This window comes from Dietzia sp. ANT_WB102 (assembly GCF_008369165.1).
GTDB lineage: Bacteria > Actinomycetota > Actinomycetes > Mycobacteriales > Mycobacteriaceae > Dietzia.
Map to the genome: position 1 here is coordinate 1,600,514 of NZ_VOBA01000001.1, position 15,415 is coordinate 1,615,928.

20 protein-coding genes are annotated in these 15,415 nt (G+C 66.0%); 19 read left to right on the forward strand and 1 reads right to left on the reverse strand.

The genetic code is table 11. From position 1 onward, the window contains the following. From FQ137_RS07345 to tuf, 8 genes are all read left to right on the forward strand, one after another. Nucleotides 1-1,182 (forward strand): acyl-CoA dehydrogenase family protein, encoded by a 1,182-nt coding sequence (locus FQ137_RS07345; RefSeq protein ID WP_149291812.1) that lies wholly within the window; start codon nt 1-3, stop codon nt 1,180-1,182. Between the two features lies 1 nt (nt 1,183). Beyond that, nucleotides 1,184-1,990, forward strand: coding sequence for an enoyl-CoA hydratase family protein (locus tag FQ137_RS07350; RefSeq protein ID WP_149291813.1), 807 nt, complete (start codon nt 1,184-1,186; stop codon nt 1,988-1,990). 70 nt (nt 1,991-2,060) lie between these two features. Beyond that, a complete protein-coding gene (locus FQ137_RS07355; RefSeq protein ID WP_149291814.1) occupies nt 2,061-3,194 on the forward strand; it encodes an NDMA-dependent alcohol dehydrogenase in 1,134 nt (377 codons plus the stop codon). 11 nt (nt 3,195-3,205) lie between these two features. Further along, complete coding sequence (locus FQ137_RS07360; protein WP_149291815.1) at nt 3,206-3,856, forward strand: TetR/AcrR family transcriptional regulator; 651 nt, start codon at nt 3,206-3,208, stop codon at nt 3,854-3,856. 200 nt (nt 3,857-4,056) lie between these two features. Then, complete coding sequence (gene rpsL / locus FQ137_RS07365) at nt 4,057-4,428, forward strand: 30S ribosomal protein S12 (RefSeq protein ID WP_010541164.1); 372 nt, start codon at nt 4,057-4,059, stop codon at nt 4,426-4,428. After that, nucleotides 4,428-4,898 carry a 30S ribosomal protein S7 gene (gene rpsG / locus FQ137_RS07370; protein WP_149291816.1) on the forward strand — a complete coding sequence of 157 codons (471 nt, stop codon included), beginning with the start codon at nt 4,428-4,430 and terminating at the stop codon, nt 4,896-4,898. Before rpsL ends, rpsG begins: the two co-directional genes overlap by 1 nt. A gap of 195 nt (nt 4,899-5,093) precedes the next feature. Then, on the forward strand, nt 5,094-7,205 hold the full coding sequence (gene fusA, locus FQ137_RS07375; protein WP_149291817.1) for an elongation factor G: 2,112 nt from the start codon (nt 5,094-5,096) through the stop codon (nt 7,203-7,205). A gap of 172 nt (nt 7,206-7,377) precedes the next feature. After that, the gene (gene tuf, locus FQ137_RS07380; RefSeq protein WP_149291818.1) at nt 7,378-8,568 is read left to right on the forward strand and encodes an elongation factor Tu; all 1,191 of its coding nucleotides are present in this window, start codon (nt 7,378-7,380) and stop codon (nt 8,566-8,568) included. 136 nt (nt 8,569-8,704) lie between these two features. Here tuf and FQ137_RS07385 read toward each other — a convergent pair whose 3' ends face one another. Further along, the gene (locus FQ137_RS07385) at nt 8,705-8,977 is read right to left on the reverse strand and encodes a hypothetical protein (protein WP_149291819.1); all 273 of its coding nucleotides are present in this window, start codon (nt 8,975-8,977) and stop codon (nt 8,705-8,707) included. 554 nt (nt 8,978-9,531) lie between these two features. Here FQ137_RS07385 and rpsJ point away from each other — a divergent pair. From rpsJ to rpsQ, 11 genes are read left to right on the forward strand one after another with little or no spacing between them, the layout of a single operon-like run. Then, nucleotides 9,532-9,837: a 30S ribosomal protein S10 gene (rpsJ, locus tag FQ137_RS07390; protein WP_003938093.1), complete on the forward strand. Its 306-nt coding sequence runs from the start codon at nt 9,532-9,534 to the stop codon at nt 9,835-9,837. A gap of 52 nt (nt 9,838-9,889) precedes the next feature. Then, the gene (gene rplC, locus FQ137_RS07395) at nt 9,890-10,555 is read left to right on the forward strand and encodes a 50S ribosomal protein L3 (protein WP_149291820.1); all 666 of its coding nucleotides are present in this window, start codon (nt 9,890-9,892) and stop codon (nt 10,553-10,555) included. Beyond that, a complete protein-coding gene (gene rplD / locus FQ137_RS07400; RefSeq protein WP_149291821.1) occupies nt 10,552-11,241 on the forward strand; it encodes a 50S ribosomal protein L4 in 690 nt (229 codons plus the stop codon). Before rplC ends, rplD begins: the two co-directional genes overlap by 4 nt. Then, entirely contained in the window at nt 11,238-11,540 is a 303-nt protein-coding gene (rplW, locus tag FQ137_RS07405) for a 50S ribosomal protein L23 (protein ID WP_149291822.1), read from the forward strand. The genes rplD and rplW overlap by 4 nt, the downstream gene beginning before the upstream one ends. A gap of 31 nt (nt 11,541-11,571) precedes the next feature. After that, a complete protein-coding gene (gene rplB / locus FQ137_RS07410) occupies nt 11,572-12,408 on the forward strand; it encodes a 50S ribosomal protein L2 (protein WP_149291823.1) in 837 nt (278 codons plus the stop codon). A gap of 14 nt (nt 12,409-12,422) precedes the next feature. After that, entirely contained in the window at nt 12,423-12,704 is a 282-nt protein-coding gene (gene rpsS / locus FQ137_RS07415) for a 30S ribosomal protein S19 (protein WP_007628126.1), read from the forward strand. After that, nucleotides 12,701-13,138 carry a 50S ribosomal protein L22 gene (gene rplV / locus FQ137_RS07420; protein WP_149291824.1) on the forward strand — a complete coding sequence of 146 codons (438 nt, stop codon included), beginning with the start codon at nt 12,701-12,703 and terminating at the stop codon, nt 13,136-13,138. Before rpsS ends, rplV begins: the two co-directional genes overlap by 4 nt. Further along, entirely contained in the window at nt 13,139-13,972 is an 834-nt protein-coding gene (gene rpsC, locus FQ137_RS07425) for a 30S ribosomal protein S3 (protein ID WP_149291825.1), read from the forward strand. Nucleotides 13,973-13,974: 2 nt separating this feature from the next. Then, nucleotides 13,975-14,391 carry a 50S ribosomal protein L16 gene (rplP, locus tag FQ137_RS07430; protein ID WP_149292706.1) on the forward strand — a complete coding sequence of 139 codons (417 nt, stop codon included), beginning with the start codon at nt 13,975-13,977 and terminating at the stop codon, nt 14,389-14,391. Then, nucleotides 14,391-14,621, forward strand: coding sequence for a 50S ribosomal protein L29 (rpmC, locus tag FQ137_RS07435; protein WP_017838199.1), 231 nt, complete (start codon nt 14,391-14,393; stop codon nt 14,619-14,621). Before rplP ends, rpmC begins: the two co-directional genes overlap by 1 nt. A 17-nt stretch (nt 14,622-14,638) precedes the next feature. Continuing rightward, nucleotides 14,639-14,914: a 30S ribosomal protein S17 gene (gene rpsQ, locus FQ137_RS07440; protein ID WP_149291826.1), complete on the forward strand. Its 276-nt coding sequence runs from the start codon at nt 14,639-14,641 to the stop codon at nt 14,912-14,914. Nucleotides 14,915-15,415 lie beyond the last annotated feature (501 nt).

A 15,415-nucleotide genomic window follows, 5' to 3' on the forward strand; every position in this document is an offset into this window, starting at 1 on the left:
ATGACCGACATCTCACAGATCCCGAACCCCGTTGTTGACACCGACGAGCAGAAGCAGCTCCGGAAGGTCGCCTACGACCTGGGCGCGCGCTATGGCATGGAGTACATGCGCTCCAAGTCAGACGCGGGGGAAACCACCGACGAGCTGTGGAGCGAGGCAGGCAAGCTCGGATTGATAGGTGTGAACCTGCCCGAGGAATACGGCGGTGGCGGGGCCGGAATGACCGAACTCGCGATTATCGAGGAGGAGCTCTCTGCGGCAGGTACCGGGCTGCTCATGATGGTGGTCTCTCCCGCCATCAACGGCACGATCATCTCGCGTTTCGGCACCGAGGAGCAGAAGAAGCGCTGGCTTCCCGGCATCGCGTCGGGGGAGACGATCACCTCTTTCGCGATCACCGAACCGGACGCCGGTTCCAACTCTCACGCCATCACCACCACCGCACGCCGCGACGGGTCCGACTACCTGCTCAGCGGGCAGAAGACCTACATCTCCGGTGTCGACCAGGCGCATGCGGTTCTCGTGGTGGCCCGCCTCGAGGGAGCCACGTCCGGAAAGCTGCAGCCTGCGCTGTTCATGGTTCCCACCGATGCGCCGGGCTTTGAAAAGACGCACATCCCCACGGAGGTGCGTACTCCCGAGCGGCAGTTCCAACTCTTCTTTGACGACGTACGCCTGCCCGCCGACGCGCTCATCGGGGACGGAGACACCGCGCTACTGATGCTCTTCGCCGGCCTCAACCCAGAACGCATCATGGCATCCGGCATGGCTATCGGTACCGCCCGCTATGCCATGGACAAGGCGACCAAGTATGCCAACGAGCGCACTGTGTGGAAGACCCCGATCGGTGCACATCAGGGCTTGGCCCACCCCCTCGCGCAATGCAAAATCGAGATGGAGCTGGCGCGGCTGATGATGCGGAAGGCCGCCGCGCTCGTGGACGCAGGCCTCGACGACCTGGCCGGAGAGGCCGCGAACATGGCCAAGTACGCGTCCGGCGAGGTGTCGGCACGAACCGTCGACCAGGCGATCCAGACACTCGGTGGACACGGATTGTCGGTGGAGTACGGGCTCGCCGGGATGCTCGCCGCCTCGCGTCTGCCCCGCATCGCCCCGGTGAGCCGAGAGATGATCCTCAATTACGTGGCCCAGCACTCGCTCGGGCTGCCCAGGAGCTACTGAGGTGAGCGACGTGGCCGAACAGGAAATCGTCCACTACGAGACCAGCGGGGGCGCGGCGCGCATCACACTGGACTCGCAGCACAACCGGAACGCTATCTCGACCGCGCTGGTCGAGCAGCTTCACGAGGCGTTGGACCGGGCCGCACGGGACGACTCCGCCCGCGTTGTCGTCCTCGGACACGCCGGCGGGACGTTCTGCGCCGGAGCGGATCTCTCCGAAGCGTCGGGGGCCGGAACCGCCCAGTCCAGCCCCGAGGAGCAGGCCGCCGAGCGGACGCGGATCTTCCTGGACCTGCTGCGGGCGATCATCTCGCACCCCAAGCCCGTGATCGCGGCAGTCGACGGGCATGTTCGCGCGGGCGGCATGGGCCTGGTGTCGGCGTGCGATTTCGCGGTCGCCGGCCCGGCGTCGTCCTTCGCCCTGACCGAGGTCCGCCTCGGTCTGGCGGCGGCGATGATCTCCGTGCCGCTGGCCGCGCGGATGAACTCGAGAGACCTCGCGCGGGCCCTGCTCACGGGCGAGAAGTTCGACTCCGCACATGCGCTGCGGATCGGGCTGGTCTCCGAGGCTGTCGAGGACGTCCGCAGCGCGGTGGACGAACTCGTGGCTGCGTTCCGGCCCTGCTCACCCCAGGGCCTCAGGGAAAACAAGGCACTGCTCGCGGCGCCCCTGCTGGCCGAACTCGACGCACGGGGGGAGGAGCTCGCAGGCGTCACCGCACGCCTGTTCACCACCCCCGAGGTCGCCGAGGGGATGGCCGCGTTCCTCGAACGCAGACAGCCCTCCTGGGCGAACGACGCAGAGTAGCGTGACGGGTGACACTGGTCACGTGACCAGTGTCACATCACCCGTCACCCCTTCGTCGAGGAGATCACGCATGCGCACCAAGGCAGCCATCATCAGGGAACCCAAACAGGACGGCTGGGAGGTCGTCGAGGTCGATCTGGGCGATCCGAGGGTTGGTGAGGTCCAGATCAAACTGGCAGCGTCCGGCCTGTGTCACTCCGACGAGCACCTCCTCACCGGCGACCTGCAGTTCGAGACCTACCCCATCATCGGCGGTCACGAGGGCGCCGGCGTCGTCACCAAGGTCGGAGAGGGCGTCACCGGAATCGAAGAAGGTGACCACGTCGTCCTGGCGTTCATCCCCGCCTGTGGCACCTGCCCGCCCTGCGCGGAGGGGCTCCAGAATCTGTGCGACAACGGTGCCGGCCTCCTTACCGGCCGCGCGATCAGCGACGACACCTACCGGGTCCACACCGCAGAGGGCGAACCCGTCGCCGCGATGTGTGTTCTCGGCACGTTCTCTCCGTACGTGACCGTCCACCAATCCTCGGTCGTCAAGATCGAGAAGGACATCCCGCTGGACAAGGCGGCACTGTTGGGCTGTGGCGTCGCCACGGGCTGGGGGTCGGCCACAGAGATCGGCGGTGCCAAAGAAGGCGACGTGGTGGTCGTCGTCGGCGTGGGCGGTATTGGTATCAACTCGGTCCAGGGCGCGGCCGCCGCAGGGGCGCGCGCGATCGTCGCGGTCGACCCGGTCGAGTTCAAACGCGAAAAGGCCAAGGAATTCGGTGCCACCCACACCTGTAGCTCCATGGACGAGGCGATGGCCCTGGTCGGGGAAATCAGTTGGGGGCGGATGGCAGATCTGGTGATCCTCACCATGGGTGTCGTCACCGGCAACGACCTACTGCCCGGCCTCCTCCTCACCGGCAAGGGCCGACGGTGTGTAGTGGTGGGACTCGGAGACATGATGGCCGTCGACGCGCAGATCTCCATCCTCGACCTGGCCATGCAGCAGAAAACTCTCCAGGGCGCCATCTTCGGTGGCACCGGACCGCGCAAGCAGATCCCCCACTTGCTGCACCAGTACCGCGCAGGGAACCTCAAGCTCGACGAATTGGTCACGAAGACCTACCGGCTCGAGGACATCAACCAGGGATACCAGGACATGCGCGACGGCAAGAACATCCGCGGAGTGATCATCTACGACGAGCAGGACTGGTAACAGGAGGACACATGACGGCACCCGAGCATCGCGCCCCCAAACAGGATAGAAGCCGTATCACGCGGGAACGCCTGCTCGGTGCCTCGATAGACCTCCTCGCAACGCAGGGCTGGGCGGCGACCACCGTGGGGGCGGTGGCCGCCGCCGCCGGCGTCTCGAGGGGCGCGGCCCAACACCACTTCCCCACACGCGAGGATCTCATCACCGCCGCGCTGGGACACATGATCGAGCAGCGGTTGGAGGACGTCCGACGGGGCGGTCTCGACGTTCCCGACCCTGGACCCGAGCGCACCGTAGCGGTCGTCGGGTTCATCGTTCAGCAATACACCTCGGACTTGTTCAAGGCCGCCCTCCACGTGTGGACTGCCGCGGCGAGCGACCCGGCTCTGCGCGAGCGCGTCCTTCCGCTCGAGAACCATATGTCGCGTGAGATCCTCACCATCGCTGCTGCAGCCCTGGGCCGCGACCCTAGCGACGTCCGGATCCGGCGCGCCCTCCAAACCACCCTGGACCTCTCCCGGGGGCTGGGGCTTGCAGACGTACTGTCCGACGACTCGGTGCGCCGCGACAAGATCGTCAGATTCTGGGCACAGACGCTGGACACGGTTCTGTGTGAGGCTGGCGACCCGTCCCCGGCGGACACCGCGAACGCCCCATTTTGACCGCTGCTCCCTCGGGCGGTTAGGCTTGACCATCGTGCTCGCAGTATGCGAGCTGGAGGATCGTGCCCGGTAGGCCAGCGAGAGCGGCTGACGTGGTCGGCTGTGCGCGGTAACAGGCGCGCGAGAGTCCGGAAACGAGCAACGTCCCAGTGACCGGTGGTCGCCCCAAGGGGAGGCCGCCAGCTAGAGAAAGTCGGTTCATGCCAACCATCAACCAGCTGGTCCGCAAGGGCCGCCAGGACAAGAAGTCGGCGACGTCGACGGCTGCCCTCAAGGGTTCGCCCCAGCGTCGTGGCGTGTGCACCCGCGTGTACACCACGACCCCCAAGAAGCCGAACTCCGCGCTCCGTAAGGTCGCCCGTGTGCGCCTGACCACCGGCATCGAGGTTTCCGCCTACATCCCCGGTGAGGGCCACAACCTGCAGGAGCACTCGATGGTGCTCGTTCGTGGCGGTCGTGTGAAGGACCTTCCGGGTGTGCGTTACAAGATCATCCGCGGTTCGCTCGATACCCAGGGTGTCAAGGACCGCAAGCAGGCCCGCTCCCGCTACGGCGCCAAGAAGGAGAAGTAATGCCACGTAAGGGTCCCGCCCCGAAGCGTCAGCTCATCAACGACCCGGTGTACGGGTCGCCGCTGGTGACCCAGCTGGTGAACAAGATCCTCACCGACGGCAAGAAGACGACCGCTGAGCGCATCGTCTACTCGGCGATGGAGATCTGCCGCGAGAAGACCGGCACCGACCCGGTCATCACTCTGAAGAAGGCCCTGGACAACGTCCGCCCGGCCCTCGAGGTCCGCTCCCGTCGTGTCGGCGGCGCCACCTACCAGGTGCCCGTCGAGGTCCGCCCCGGTCGTTCGACGACCCTGGCGATGCGCTGGCTGGTGACATTCTCCCGGCAGCGTCGTGAGAACACGATGGTCGAGCGTCTGGCCAACGAGATTCTCGATGCCTCGAACGGTCTGGGTGCCGCGGTCAAGCGCCGCGAAGACACCCATAAGATGGCCGAGGCAAACCGGGCGTTCGCTCACTACCGCTGGTGACGCGGTGGGACCCCGGTCGGGGTGTGGGTATCCACTTCCCCCCGGCCAGGGTCCCGTGGTCACCCGCTGGGTGGCATCATTGAACAAGGCCCGTACCGGTCGCACCGCGTGAAGGTACCGGCAGGAAAACCGACCCGGTTCGGACGGTCGACAGCGACCGCACGGGCCACCGACGACTCACATTCGGGAGAATCCGTGGCACAGGACGTGCTGACCGACCTCAACAAGGTCCGCAACATCGGCATCATGGCGCACATCGACGCCGGTAAGACCACCACGACCGAGCGCATCCTGTTCTACACGGGTGTCAACCGCAAGGCGGGCGAGACGCACGACGGCGCCTCGACGACTGACTGGATGGAGCAGGAGAAGGAGCGCGGCATCACGATCACCTCGGCCGCGGTGACCTGCTTCTGGGACGACAACCAGATCAACATCATCGACACCCCGGGACACGTCGACTTCACGGTCGAGGTCGAGCGGTCGCTGCGCGTCCTCGACGGCGCCGTGGCGGTCTTCGACGGCAAGGAGGGCGTCGAGCCGCAGTCCGAGCAGGTGTGGCGCCAGGCCGAGAAGTACGACGTCCCGCGTATCTGCTTCGTCAACAAGATGGACAAGCTGGGCGCGGACTTCTACTACACGGTCCAGACCATCATCGACCGGCTCGGCGCTAAGCCCCTGGTCCTTCAGCTGCCCATCGGTGCGGAGGACCAGTTCGACGGCGTCGTCGACCTCCTCACCATGAAGGCGCACGTCTGGCCCGGCAAGACCGAGATCGGCGCCGACGCGCAAATCCAGGACATCCCGGCCGATCTCCAGGAGAAGGCCGAGGAGTACCGCGAGAAGCTCCTCGAGACGGTCGCCGAGACCGACGAAGCCCTCATGGAGAAGTACTTCGGCGGCGAGGAGCTGACCCTCGAAGAGGTCAAGGCGGCTATCCGCAAGCTCACCGTCAACTCCGAGATCTACCCGGTCCTGTGTGGATCCGCGTACAAGAACAAGGGCATCCAGCCCATGCTCAACGCGGTCATCGACTTCCTCCCGACTCCGCTGGACGTCGGCGAGGTCCACGGCCACAAGGTCGGGGACGAGGAGACGGAGATCCTCCGCAAGCCGTCGAAGGACGAGCCGTTCTCGGCGCTGGCGTTCAAGATCGCCGTCCACCCGTTCTTCGGCAAGCTCACGTTCGTGCGCGTCTACTCGGGCCGTGTCGACCCGGGCGCCCAGGTCGCCAACTCGACCAAGGGCAAGAAGGAGCGCGTCGGCAAGCTGTTCCAGATGCACGCGAACAAGGAGAACCCGGTCGACGAGGCTGTCGCCGGCAACATCTACGCGTTCATCGGACTCAAGGACACCACGACCGGTGACACCCTGTGCGACCTGAACAACCAGGTTGTGCTCGAGTCGATGACGTTCCCGGACCCGGTCATCGATGTCTCCATCGAGCCCAAGACCAAGGCCGACCAGGAGAAGCTGGGTACCGCGATCCAGAAGCTCGCCGAGGAGGATCCGACCTTCTCTGTGCGACTGGACGAGGAGACCGGCCAGACCGTCATCGGCGGTATGGGCGAGCTGCACTTGGACGTCCTCGTCGACCGTATGAAGCGTGAGTTCAAGGTCGAGGCCAACGTCGGCAAGCCTCAGGTCGCGTACCGCGAGACCATCAAGGGCTCGATCGACAAGTTCGACTACACCCACAAGAAGCAGACCGGTGGTTCCGGTCAGTTCGCGAAGGTGCAGATCGCGCTCGGGCCACTGGACCAGGAGGCCGTCGAAGAGGGCGAGACCTACGAGTTCAGTGACAAGGTCACCGGTGGCCGCGTGCCCAAGGAGTACATCCCCTCCGTGGACGCCGGCATCAGGGACGCCATGCAGTACGGCATCCTTGCCGGTTACCCGATGGTGAATGTCAAGGCCACGCTCGTCGACGGTGCGTACCACGAGGTGGACTCGTCCGAGATGGCGTTCAAGGTCGCCGGCTCGATGGCCTTCAAGGAGGCTGCTCGTAAGTGTCAGCCCGTGATCCTTGAGCCGCTCATGGCGGTCGAGGTCATCACCCCGGAGGACTACATGGGCGACGTCATCGGCGACCTCAACTCACGCCGCGGCCAGGTCAACGCGATGGAGGAGCGCGCCGGCGCCCGCGTCGTGAAGGCCAACGTGCCGCTGTCGGAGATGTTCGGCTACGTCGGCGACCTCCGGTCGAAGACGCAGGGCCGGGCCAATTACTCGATGGTCTTCTCCCACTACGCCGAGGTTCCGGCGAGTGTGGCCAAGGAGATCATCGCCAAGGCGACCGGCGAGTAACCGGTATGGTTCCGCCCGCCACCCGGCGGGCGGAACCGATGCCGGCGGCGCACGGTCGAACCTCCGGGTGGCCGCCGGTTCGTGCCCCACGGCACGATGAGTAAGATCAGACCCCACACAATGCAGTGCCCACCTCAACGGGTGGGGACAGACCAGTCCAGGAGGACAACAAGTGGCGAAGGCGAAGTTCGAGCGGACGAAGCCGCACGTTAACATCGGCACCATCGGTCACGTCGACCATGGCAAGACCACCACCACCGCGGCCATCACCAAGGTTCTGGCGGACACCTACCCCGAGCTCAACGACGCTTTCGCGTTCGACGAGATCGATAAGGCGCCGGAGGAGAAGGCTCGTGGTATCACGATCAACATCTCCCACGTCGAGTACCAGACCGAGAAGCGTCACTACGCGCACGTCGACGCCCCCGGTCACGCCGACTACATCAAGAACATGATCACCGGTGCCGCCCAGATGGACGGCGCGATCCTGGTAGTGGCGGCCACCGACGGCCCCATGCCCCAGACCCGTGAGCACGTGCTGCTCGCCCGTCAGGTCGGCGTGCCCTACATCCTTGTCGCCCTGAACAAGTGCGACATGGTCGACGACGAGGAGATCCTCGAGCTCGTCGAGATGGAGGTCCGCGAGCTGCTGGCCTCGCAGGACTTCGACGAGGACGCCCCGGTCGTCCACATCTCGGCGCTCAAGGCTCTCGAGGGTGAAGAGAAGTGGGTCCAGGCCGTTCGCGACCTCATGCAGGCGTGCGACGACTCCATCCCGGACCCCGAGCGTGAGACCGACAAGCCGTTCCTCATGCCCGTTGAGGACGTCTTCACGATCACCGGCCGTGGCACCGTCGTCACCGGCCGTATTGAGCGTGGCAAGATCAACGTCAACGAGGATGTCGAGCTCATCGGCATCAAGGACAAGGCCACCAAGACCACCATCACGGGCATCGAGATGTTCCGTAAGCTTCTCGACTACGGCGAGGCTGGCGACAACGTCGGTCTGCTCGTCCGTGGCCTCAAGCGCGAGGACGTCGAGCGTGGTCAGGTCGTCATCAAGCCGGGCGCCTACACCCCGCACACCACGTTCGAGGGCCAGGCGTACATCCTGTCCAAGGACGAGGGCGGCCGTCACACGCCGTTCTTCAACAACTACCGCCCGCAGTTCTACTTCCGCACCACGGACGTGACCGGCGTCGTGACCCTCCCCGAGGGCACCGAGATGGTCATGCCGGGCGACAACACCGAGATGAGCGTCGAGCTCATCCAGCCGGTCGCCATGGATGAGGGCCTGCGGTTCGCGATCCGTGAGGGTGGCCGCACCGTCGGCGCCGGACAGGTCACGAAGATCATCAAGTGATGTATTGATCGACTGGTCCGGGACAGCTCCCGGACCACCGACCAGTGCGAGCAGAGAAGGGCGCCCCGCCGTGAGGTGGGGCGCCCTTCCTGCGTTTCGGCTCCGTCGTGGACGTTCGGGGGAGTGTGTATCCGTTCTACCGTCGACGACCGAGGAAGCTCATCGCGACCGACAGTCCCACCGCGGCGACGCCGGCCAAGGCGGTCACGGCCACGGCAGCCACCTGTTCCGCAGTTGGACCGTGTTCAGTGCGTCCGGGCCCGGCGACTCCGTGCCGGCGGTCGACCTCCTCGAGCGCTCGGAAGAGCTCCTCGGGATCGCCCCCGGCATCCGGGTGGTGCCGGAGGACAGCCTGCCGTCTGTCCCTCTTGTAAGCGGCGGGGTCCCGCGGTTCGCGTCGGCTGTTCACGATGTGATCTCCTCCGGAGGTGTACGCACTTATCCACTAGACGCTACCGAAACGAGCGGTCCCGGAACGTCGACGCCGCCGGGCCGGCGCGGCCGACGGGTGAGGCGGATTTTGCCCTCGTGGCCGACGTGCTGCATACTGGTCAAGTTGCCCGGACAAGGCGGCTATCCCGTATGGGCCCGATGGGTCCCGCGGGGAGTCGGGTTGGTCGGGCGAGCACGACCAGGGCGGGTGAGCGATCACCCGCCGGAAAAGTGGGAGGGCGACACGCCCGACCGCGTGAACGCGTCGTGATACGTCAACAGCGGCAGCGGATCGGTCCGCCGTCATCCTCTCCTCCCGTGAGAGATGCGGCACTCCGTCCTCTGGAGGTCTTGTAGTCGTGTCACGCCCGTGGGCGCGCGACGGGGGCCTCCACGATGGAGCACCGATGCACGGGACCGGGCGATCGACGGTCTGACGGTGTCACACATGACAAGCGAACACACAGTGTCCCCGCGCGGCGAGGGCGCTTACGACAGCCGCCCTCACGGGCGGGAGGAGAAGAGGACGAAGTGGCGGGACAAAAGATCCGCATCCGGCTCAAGGCCTACGACCATGAAGCTATTGACGCCTCGGCCCGCAAGATCGTCGAGACGGTGACCCGGACGGGTGCTCGTGTCGTCGGTCCAGTGCCGCTGCCCACCGAGAAGAACGTCTACTGCGTCATCCGCTCGCCGCACAAGTACAAGGATTCGCGTGAGCACTTCGAGATGCGTACCCATAAGCGGTTGATCGACATCCTCGACCCCACGCCGAAGACCGTGGACGCGCTCATGCGCATCGACCTGCCTGCCAGCGTCGACGTCAACATCCAGTGACCTCCGACCGCGTAGCGGTCAGCAAGCAACGTGCAGCGGAGACAGTGAACAGATGACTAACACCGAGATCAAGGGAATCCTGGGCGCCAAGCTCGGCATGACCCAAGTCTTCGACGAGAACAACCGGGTGGTTCCGGTTACCGTCGTCAAGGCCGGGCCGTGCGTCGTGACCGGGATCCGTACCCAAGAGACCGACGGCTACAACGCCGTCCAGATCGCGTTCGGCGCGATCGACCCCCGCAAGGTCACCAAGCCGGTTGCGGGCCAGTTCGAGAAGGCCGGGGTCACTCCCCGTCGCCACCTCGCCGAGATTCGACTCGATAATGCCGAGCAGGCAGCCGAGTTCGAGATCGGCCAGGAGATCGGCGCCGACGTGTTCGAGGACGGCGCCTTCGTCGACGTCACCGGCACGTCCAAGGGCAAGGGCTTCGCCGGCACCATGAAGCGTCATGGCTTTGCAGGCCAGGGCGCCTCGCACGGTACGCAGGCCGTGCACCGCAAGCCGGGTTCCATCGGCGGGGCATCGACCCCGGGCCGCGTCTTCAAGGGCAAGTCGATGGCGGGCCGGATGGGCAACGATCGCGTGACCACCATGAACCTCAAGGTCCACAAGGTGGACGCCGAGGCCGGCGTCCTCCTCATCAAGGGAGCCATCCCGGGTCGTAACGGCGGCCTCGTGATGGTCCGTTCCGCAGTGAAGGGCGGTGCGCGCGCATGACCACCACGGAGAACACCGTGAACCTCAAGCTGGACGTCCGTACCCCGGCGGGCAAGACCGATGGATCGGTCGAGCTTCCCGCCGAGATCTTCGGCGTCGAGCCCAACCTGCCCCTGATGCACCAGGTCGTGGTGGCGCAGCTCGCCGCGGCCCGTCAGGGCACCCACTCGACCAAGACCCGTGGCGAGGTCCGCGGCGGCGGCCGCAAGCCGTTCCGCCAGAAGGGCACCGGCCGCGCCCGTCAGGGCTCGACCCGTGCCCCCGCCTACACCGGCGGCGGAACGGTTCACGGCCCGAAGCCCCGCGATTACTCGCAGCGCACCCCGAAGAAGATGAAGGCCGCCGCCCTCCGCGGTGCCCTCTCCGACCGGGTCGCAGGTGACCGGCTCCACGTGGTCACCGAGCTCGTCGCGGGACAGAAGCCGTCGACCTCCGGTGTCCGCGAGTTCCTCGGCACCCTGTCCGACCGCAAGAAGTTCCTGATCGTCGTCGGTCGTGAGGACGTCGCCGCATGGCGTTCCGTGGCCAACCTCGATCACGTCCACCCGATCGCTCCGGATCAGCTCAATACCTACGACGTGCTCAACGCTGATGACGTCGTGTTCTCGGTCGAGGCTCTGGACGCGTTCGTCACGCAGGCGAGCCGTTCGCTCGCCGGCAAGGCAGCGAAGGAGGCCGACAAGTGAGCACCGTCGCCGATCCCCGGGACGTCATCCTCGCCCCGGTCGTCTCCGAGAAGGCCTACGGCCTGCTCGAGCAGGGCGTGTACACGTTCCTGGTGGCCCCGGGCGCCAACAAGACGCAGATCAAGATCGCCATTCAGGAGATCTTCGGCGTCACGGTGGAGTCCGTGAACACCGCTAACCGTCAGGGCAAGCGTAAGCGCACCCGCACCGGGTTCGGACAGCGCAAGAGCACCAAGCGCGCCATCGTGACCCTCGCGGCCGACAGCAAGCCCATCGAGATCCCGGGTCTGACCGCCTGACGGCGGGAAGAGTTAAGGACGAGAGAACCTCATGGCTATCCGCAAATACAAGCCCACGACTCCCGGTCGTCGCGGCTCGAGCGTCTCGGACTTCGCCGAGATCACCCGCTCGACGCCCGAAAAGTCGCTGCTGCGCCCGCTGAGCAAGACCGGCGGCCGCAACGGCCACGGCCGAATCACCAGCCGTCACAAGGGTGGTGGACACAAGCGCCAGTACCGCGTCATCGACTTCCGTCGCAATGACAAGGACGGCGTCGTCGCCACCGTCGCGCACATCGAGTACGACCCGAACCGCACCGCCAACATCGCTCTGCTGCACTACGCAGACGGTGAGAAGCGGTACATCCTTGCCCCGCGGAACCTCAAGCAGGGCATGAAGGTCGAGTCGGGCGTGAACGCCGACATCAAGACCGGCAACAACCTCCCACTCCGGAACATCCCGGCGGGCACCGTGGTGCACGCCGTGGAGCTCCGGCCGGGTGGAGGTGCCAAAATGGCCCGCGCGGCCGGCGCCGGTATCCAGCTGCTCGGCAAGGAGGGGGCCTACGCCTCCCTCCGTATGCCCTCCGGTGAGATCCGCCGGGTCGACGTGCGCTGCCGCGCCACGATCGGCGAGGTCGGCAACGCCGAGCAGGCCAACATCAACTGGGGTAAGGCCGGCCGCATGCGGTGGAAGGGCGTTCGCCCGACCGTCCGTGGCGTGGTCATGAACCCCGTCGACCACCCGCATGGTGGTGGCGAGGGTAAGACGTCCGGTGGACGTCACCCCGTCAGTCCGTGGGGCCAGCTCGAGGGCCGGACCCGCAAGCCCAATAAGGCGAGCGACAGCCTCATCGTCCGTCGCCGTCGCACCGGTAAGAAGCGCTAAGGAGGGAAACTAGGATGCCTCGTAGTCTCAAGAAGGGTCCGTTCGTCGACGAACACCTCCTCGCGAAGGTGGACGTACAGAACGACAAGGGCACGCATCAGGTCATCAAGACCTGGTCCCGTCGCTCGACGATCCTGCCCGATTTCATCGGCCACACGTTCGCCGTCCATGACGGCCGCAAGCATGTGCCCGTGTTCGTGTCCGACTCGATGGTGGGTCACAAGCTCGGCGAGTTCGCGCCGACGCGCACGTTCAAGGGGCACATCAAGGACGATCGGAAGAGTAAGCGTCGATGAGCACTGATACGAAAAAGACCGACGACGGTACGGAGGCGGCCGAGCAGCAGCTCTCCGCGCGTGCCACCGCCAAGTTTGTCCGCGTCACGCCCATGAAGGCGCGGCGTGTGATCGACCTGATCCGTGGCAAGGACGCCGGCGACGCGTTGGACGTCCTTCGGTTCGCGCCGCAGGCGGCCAGCGAGCCGGTTGCCAAGGTCCTCGCGTCAGCGATGGCCAACGCCGAGAACAACCTCGACCTGGACCCCCGGACCCTCGTGGTGACCACGGCCTACGCCGATGAGGGTCCGACCCTCAAGCGTTTCCGTCCGCGTGCCCAGGGTCGTGCGTTCCGCGTGCGCAAGCGCACGAGCCACATCACCATCGAGGTGACCAGCGTGCCTGAAAAGGTCGGTTCCGGCCGGGCACGTCGCAACCAGGGAGGTGCCCGCTAAATGGGACAGAAGATCCAGCCGCACGGCTTCCGTCTCGGCATCACCTCGGACTGGACGTCCAAGTGGTTCGCCGACAAGCAGTACGCCGACTACGTCGCCGAGGACATCAAGATCCGCGAGCTCCTGTCCAAGGGCATGGAGCGGGCCGGAATCTCCGGCGTCGACATCTCGCGGACCCGTGACCGGGTCCACGTGGACATCCACACCGCCCGTCCGGGCATCGTGATCGGTCGTCGTGGCGCCGAGGCAGACCGCCTACGCGGGGAGCTCGAGAAGCTCACCGCCAAGCAGGTCCACCTCAACATCCTCGAGATCAAGAACACCGAGGCTGACGCGCAGCTCGTCGCCCAGGGGATCGCGGAGCAGCTCTCGAATCGTGTGGCGTTCCGCCGGGCGATGCGCAAGGGCATCCAGTCGGCCATGCGCCAGCCCCAGGTCAAGGGAATCAAGGTGGTCTGTTCGGGCCGTCTCGGCGGCGCCGAGATGTCCCGTTCGGAGCGCTACCACGAGGGGCGCGTCCCCCTGCACACCCTGCGTGCCGAGATCGACTACGGCACCTACGAGGCCAAGACGACCTTCGGTCGTATCGGTGTCAAGGTGTGGATCTACAAGGGTGACGTGGTCGGCGGCCGTCGCGAGTCCGACCAGTACGCCCAGACCAGCAACCGTGGCGGTGCCGACCGCGGTCCCCGCCGCGAGCGTGGCGCGGGGCGCCCGCGTCGCTCCGGGGCCCAGGGCACCACTGCGACCAGCACCGAGACCGGCCGCGCCGGTTCCGGATCGGCCGCCGAGGCTCCTGCCGAGGCACCGCAGAACCAGACCAGGGAGGCGTGACAGTGCTTATCCCCAAGCGCGTCAAGCACCGCAAGCAGCACCACCCCGGCCGTAAGGGCGGGGCAAAGGGTGGCACCAAGGTGACCTTCGGCGACTACGGCATCCAGGCCATCGAGCCGGCGTACGTCACCAACCGGCAGATCGAGTCCGCGCGTATTGCCATCAACCGCCACATCAAGCGTGGTGGCAAGGTGTGGATCAACATCTACCCTGATCGTCCCCTGACCAAGAAGCCTGCCGAAGTCCGGATGGGTTCCGGTAAGGGATCTGTGGAGTGGTGGGTGGCCAACGTCAAGCCGGGCCGCATCCTCTTCGAGATGTCGTACCCCAACGAGGAGACCGCTCGCGAGGCCCTGCGTCGCGCGCAGCACAAGCTTCCGTGCAAGACCCGCATCGTGACCCGGGAGGAGCAGTTCTGATGGCTAGTGGAACCACCGCCCCCGAGCTGCGTGAGCTCGACGCCGATGCACTGACCGCTCGTCTGCGCGAGGCCAAGGAAGAGCTGTTCAACCTGCGCTTCCAGATGGCCACCGGTCAGCTGACCAACAACCGCCGCCTGCGGGTCGTCCGCCACGACATCGCTCGCATCTACACCGTCATTCGCGAGCGCGAGCTCGGTCTGTCGGCGGCGCCGGGTGATGCCAAGTGAGTGACAAGGAAACAGCTGTGACTGAGTCCAACGAGAACGCCGAGCGCAATAGCCGCAAGGTGCGGATCGGGTACGTCGTGTCCGACAAGATGGAGAAGACCATCGTCGTCGAACTCGAGGACCGCGTGAAGCACCCGCTCTACGGCAAGATCATGCGCCGTACCGAGCGGGTCAAGGCCCACGACGAGACCGACACCGCAGGAGTCGGCGACCGCGTGCGGATCATGGAGACCCGCCCGCTGTCCGCCTCCAAGCGGTACCGCCTCGTCGAGGTGCTCGAGCGGGCCAAGTAAGCCTGCTCTCGCACGATAAAACGGCCCGGCCCCGGAACCCCGGGGCCGGGCCGTTCTGCATCGTTGTGACCTATCGGAGCAGCTGGTTGTAACGTTCTAGCTCGTTGTTACGAAATCCGGGCAATGTTTCAGCATTCGGACGCTGAACAAAACGACAGGATCGCCACATGGGAAACGGATCGCATATCGATCGACAGGGGAGTAGGGCCCACGATCGACGTGGCGGCTTCCGCACGCTGGCCGCTACCGCGGCGGTGTTTGCGATGGCGGCTTCCGGCCTGCCCTCGGCAGGTGCCCAGAGTCTGGACCCGGGTTCCATCGACCCGGGCTCACTAATTCCGAGTGTGGCACCCGGGAGCCTCCTGGGAGTGCCCTCCCTCAGCGTCGCGGCGCTAACGCAACTCGGCGCCCCGATACCGGTGACGTCAGTCCTCGGCTCCATCGGTGCAATCGGCTCCAGCGAGTTCCCCCGACCGGGCAGCTCCCAGGCACCGTCAGCGG

Coding starts and splice junctions, on each gene's coding strand:
- rplC (WP_149291820.1), top strand. CDS start 9,890: ATGACTAACACCGAGATCAAGGGAATCCTGGGCGCCAAGCTCGGCATG.
- rpsG (WP_149291816.1), top strand. CDS start 4,428: ATGCCACGTAAGGGTCCCGCCCCGAAGCGTCAGCTCATCAACGACCCG.
- rpsC (WP_149291825.1), top strand. CDS start 13,139: ATGGGACAGAAGATCCAGCCGCACGGCTTCCGTCTCGGCATCACCTCG.
- FQ137_RS07345 (WP_149291812.1), top strand. CDS start 1: ATGACCGACATCTCACAGATCCCGAACCCCGTTGTTGACACCGACGAG.
- rpsL (WP_010541164.1), top strand. CDS start 4,057: ATGCCAACCATCAACCAGCTGGTCCGCAAGGGCCGCCAGGACAAGAAG.
- rpsS (WP_007628126.1), top strand. CDS start 12,423: ATGCCTCGTAGTCTCAAGAAGGGTCCGTTCGTCGACGAACACCTCCTC.
- rplD (WP_149291821.1), top strand. CDS start 10,552: ATGACCACCACGGAGAACACCGTGAACCTCAAGCTGGACGTCCGTACC.
- rplB (WP_149291823.1), top strand. CDS start 11,572: ATGGCTATCCGCAAATACAAGCCCACGACTCCCGGTCGTCGCGGCTCG.
- rplV (WP_149291824.1), top strand. CDS start 12,701: ATGAGCACTGATACGAAAAAGACCGACGACGGTACGGAGGCGGCCGAG.
- FQ137_RS07355 (WP_149291814.1), top strand. CDS start 2,061: ATGCGCACCAAGGCAGCCATCATCAGGGAACCCAAACAGGACGGCTGG.
- FQ137_RS07360 (WP_149291815.1), top strand. CDS start 3,206: ATGACGGCACCCGAGCATCGCGCCCCCAAACAGGATAGAAGCCGTATC.
- rpmC (WP_017838199.1), top strand. CDS start 14,391: ATGGCTAGTGGAACCACCGCCCCCGAGCTGCGTGAGCTCGACGCCGAT.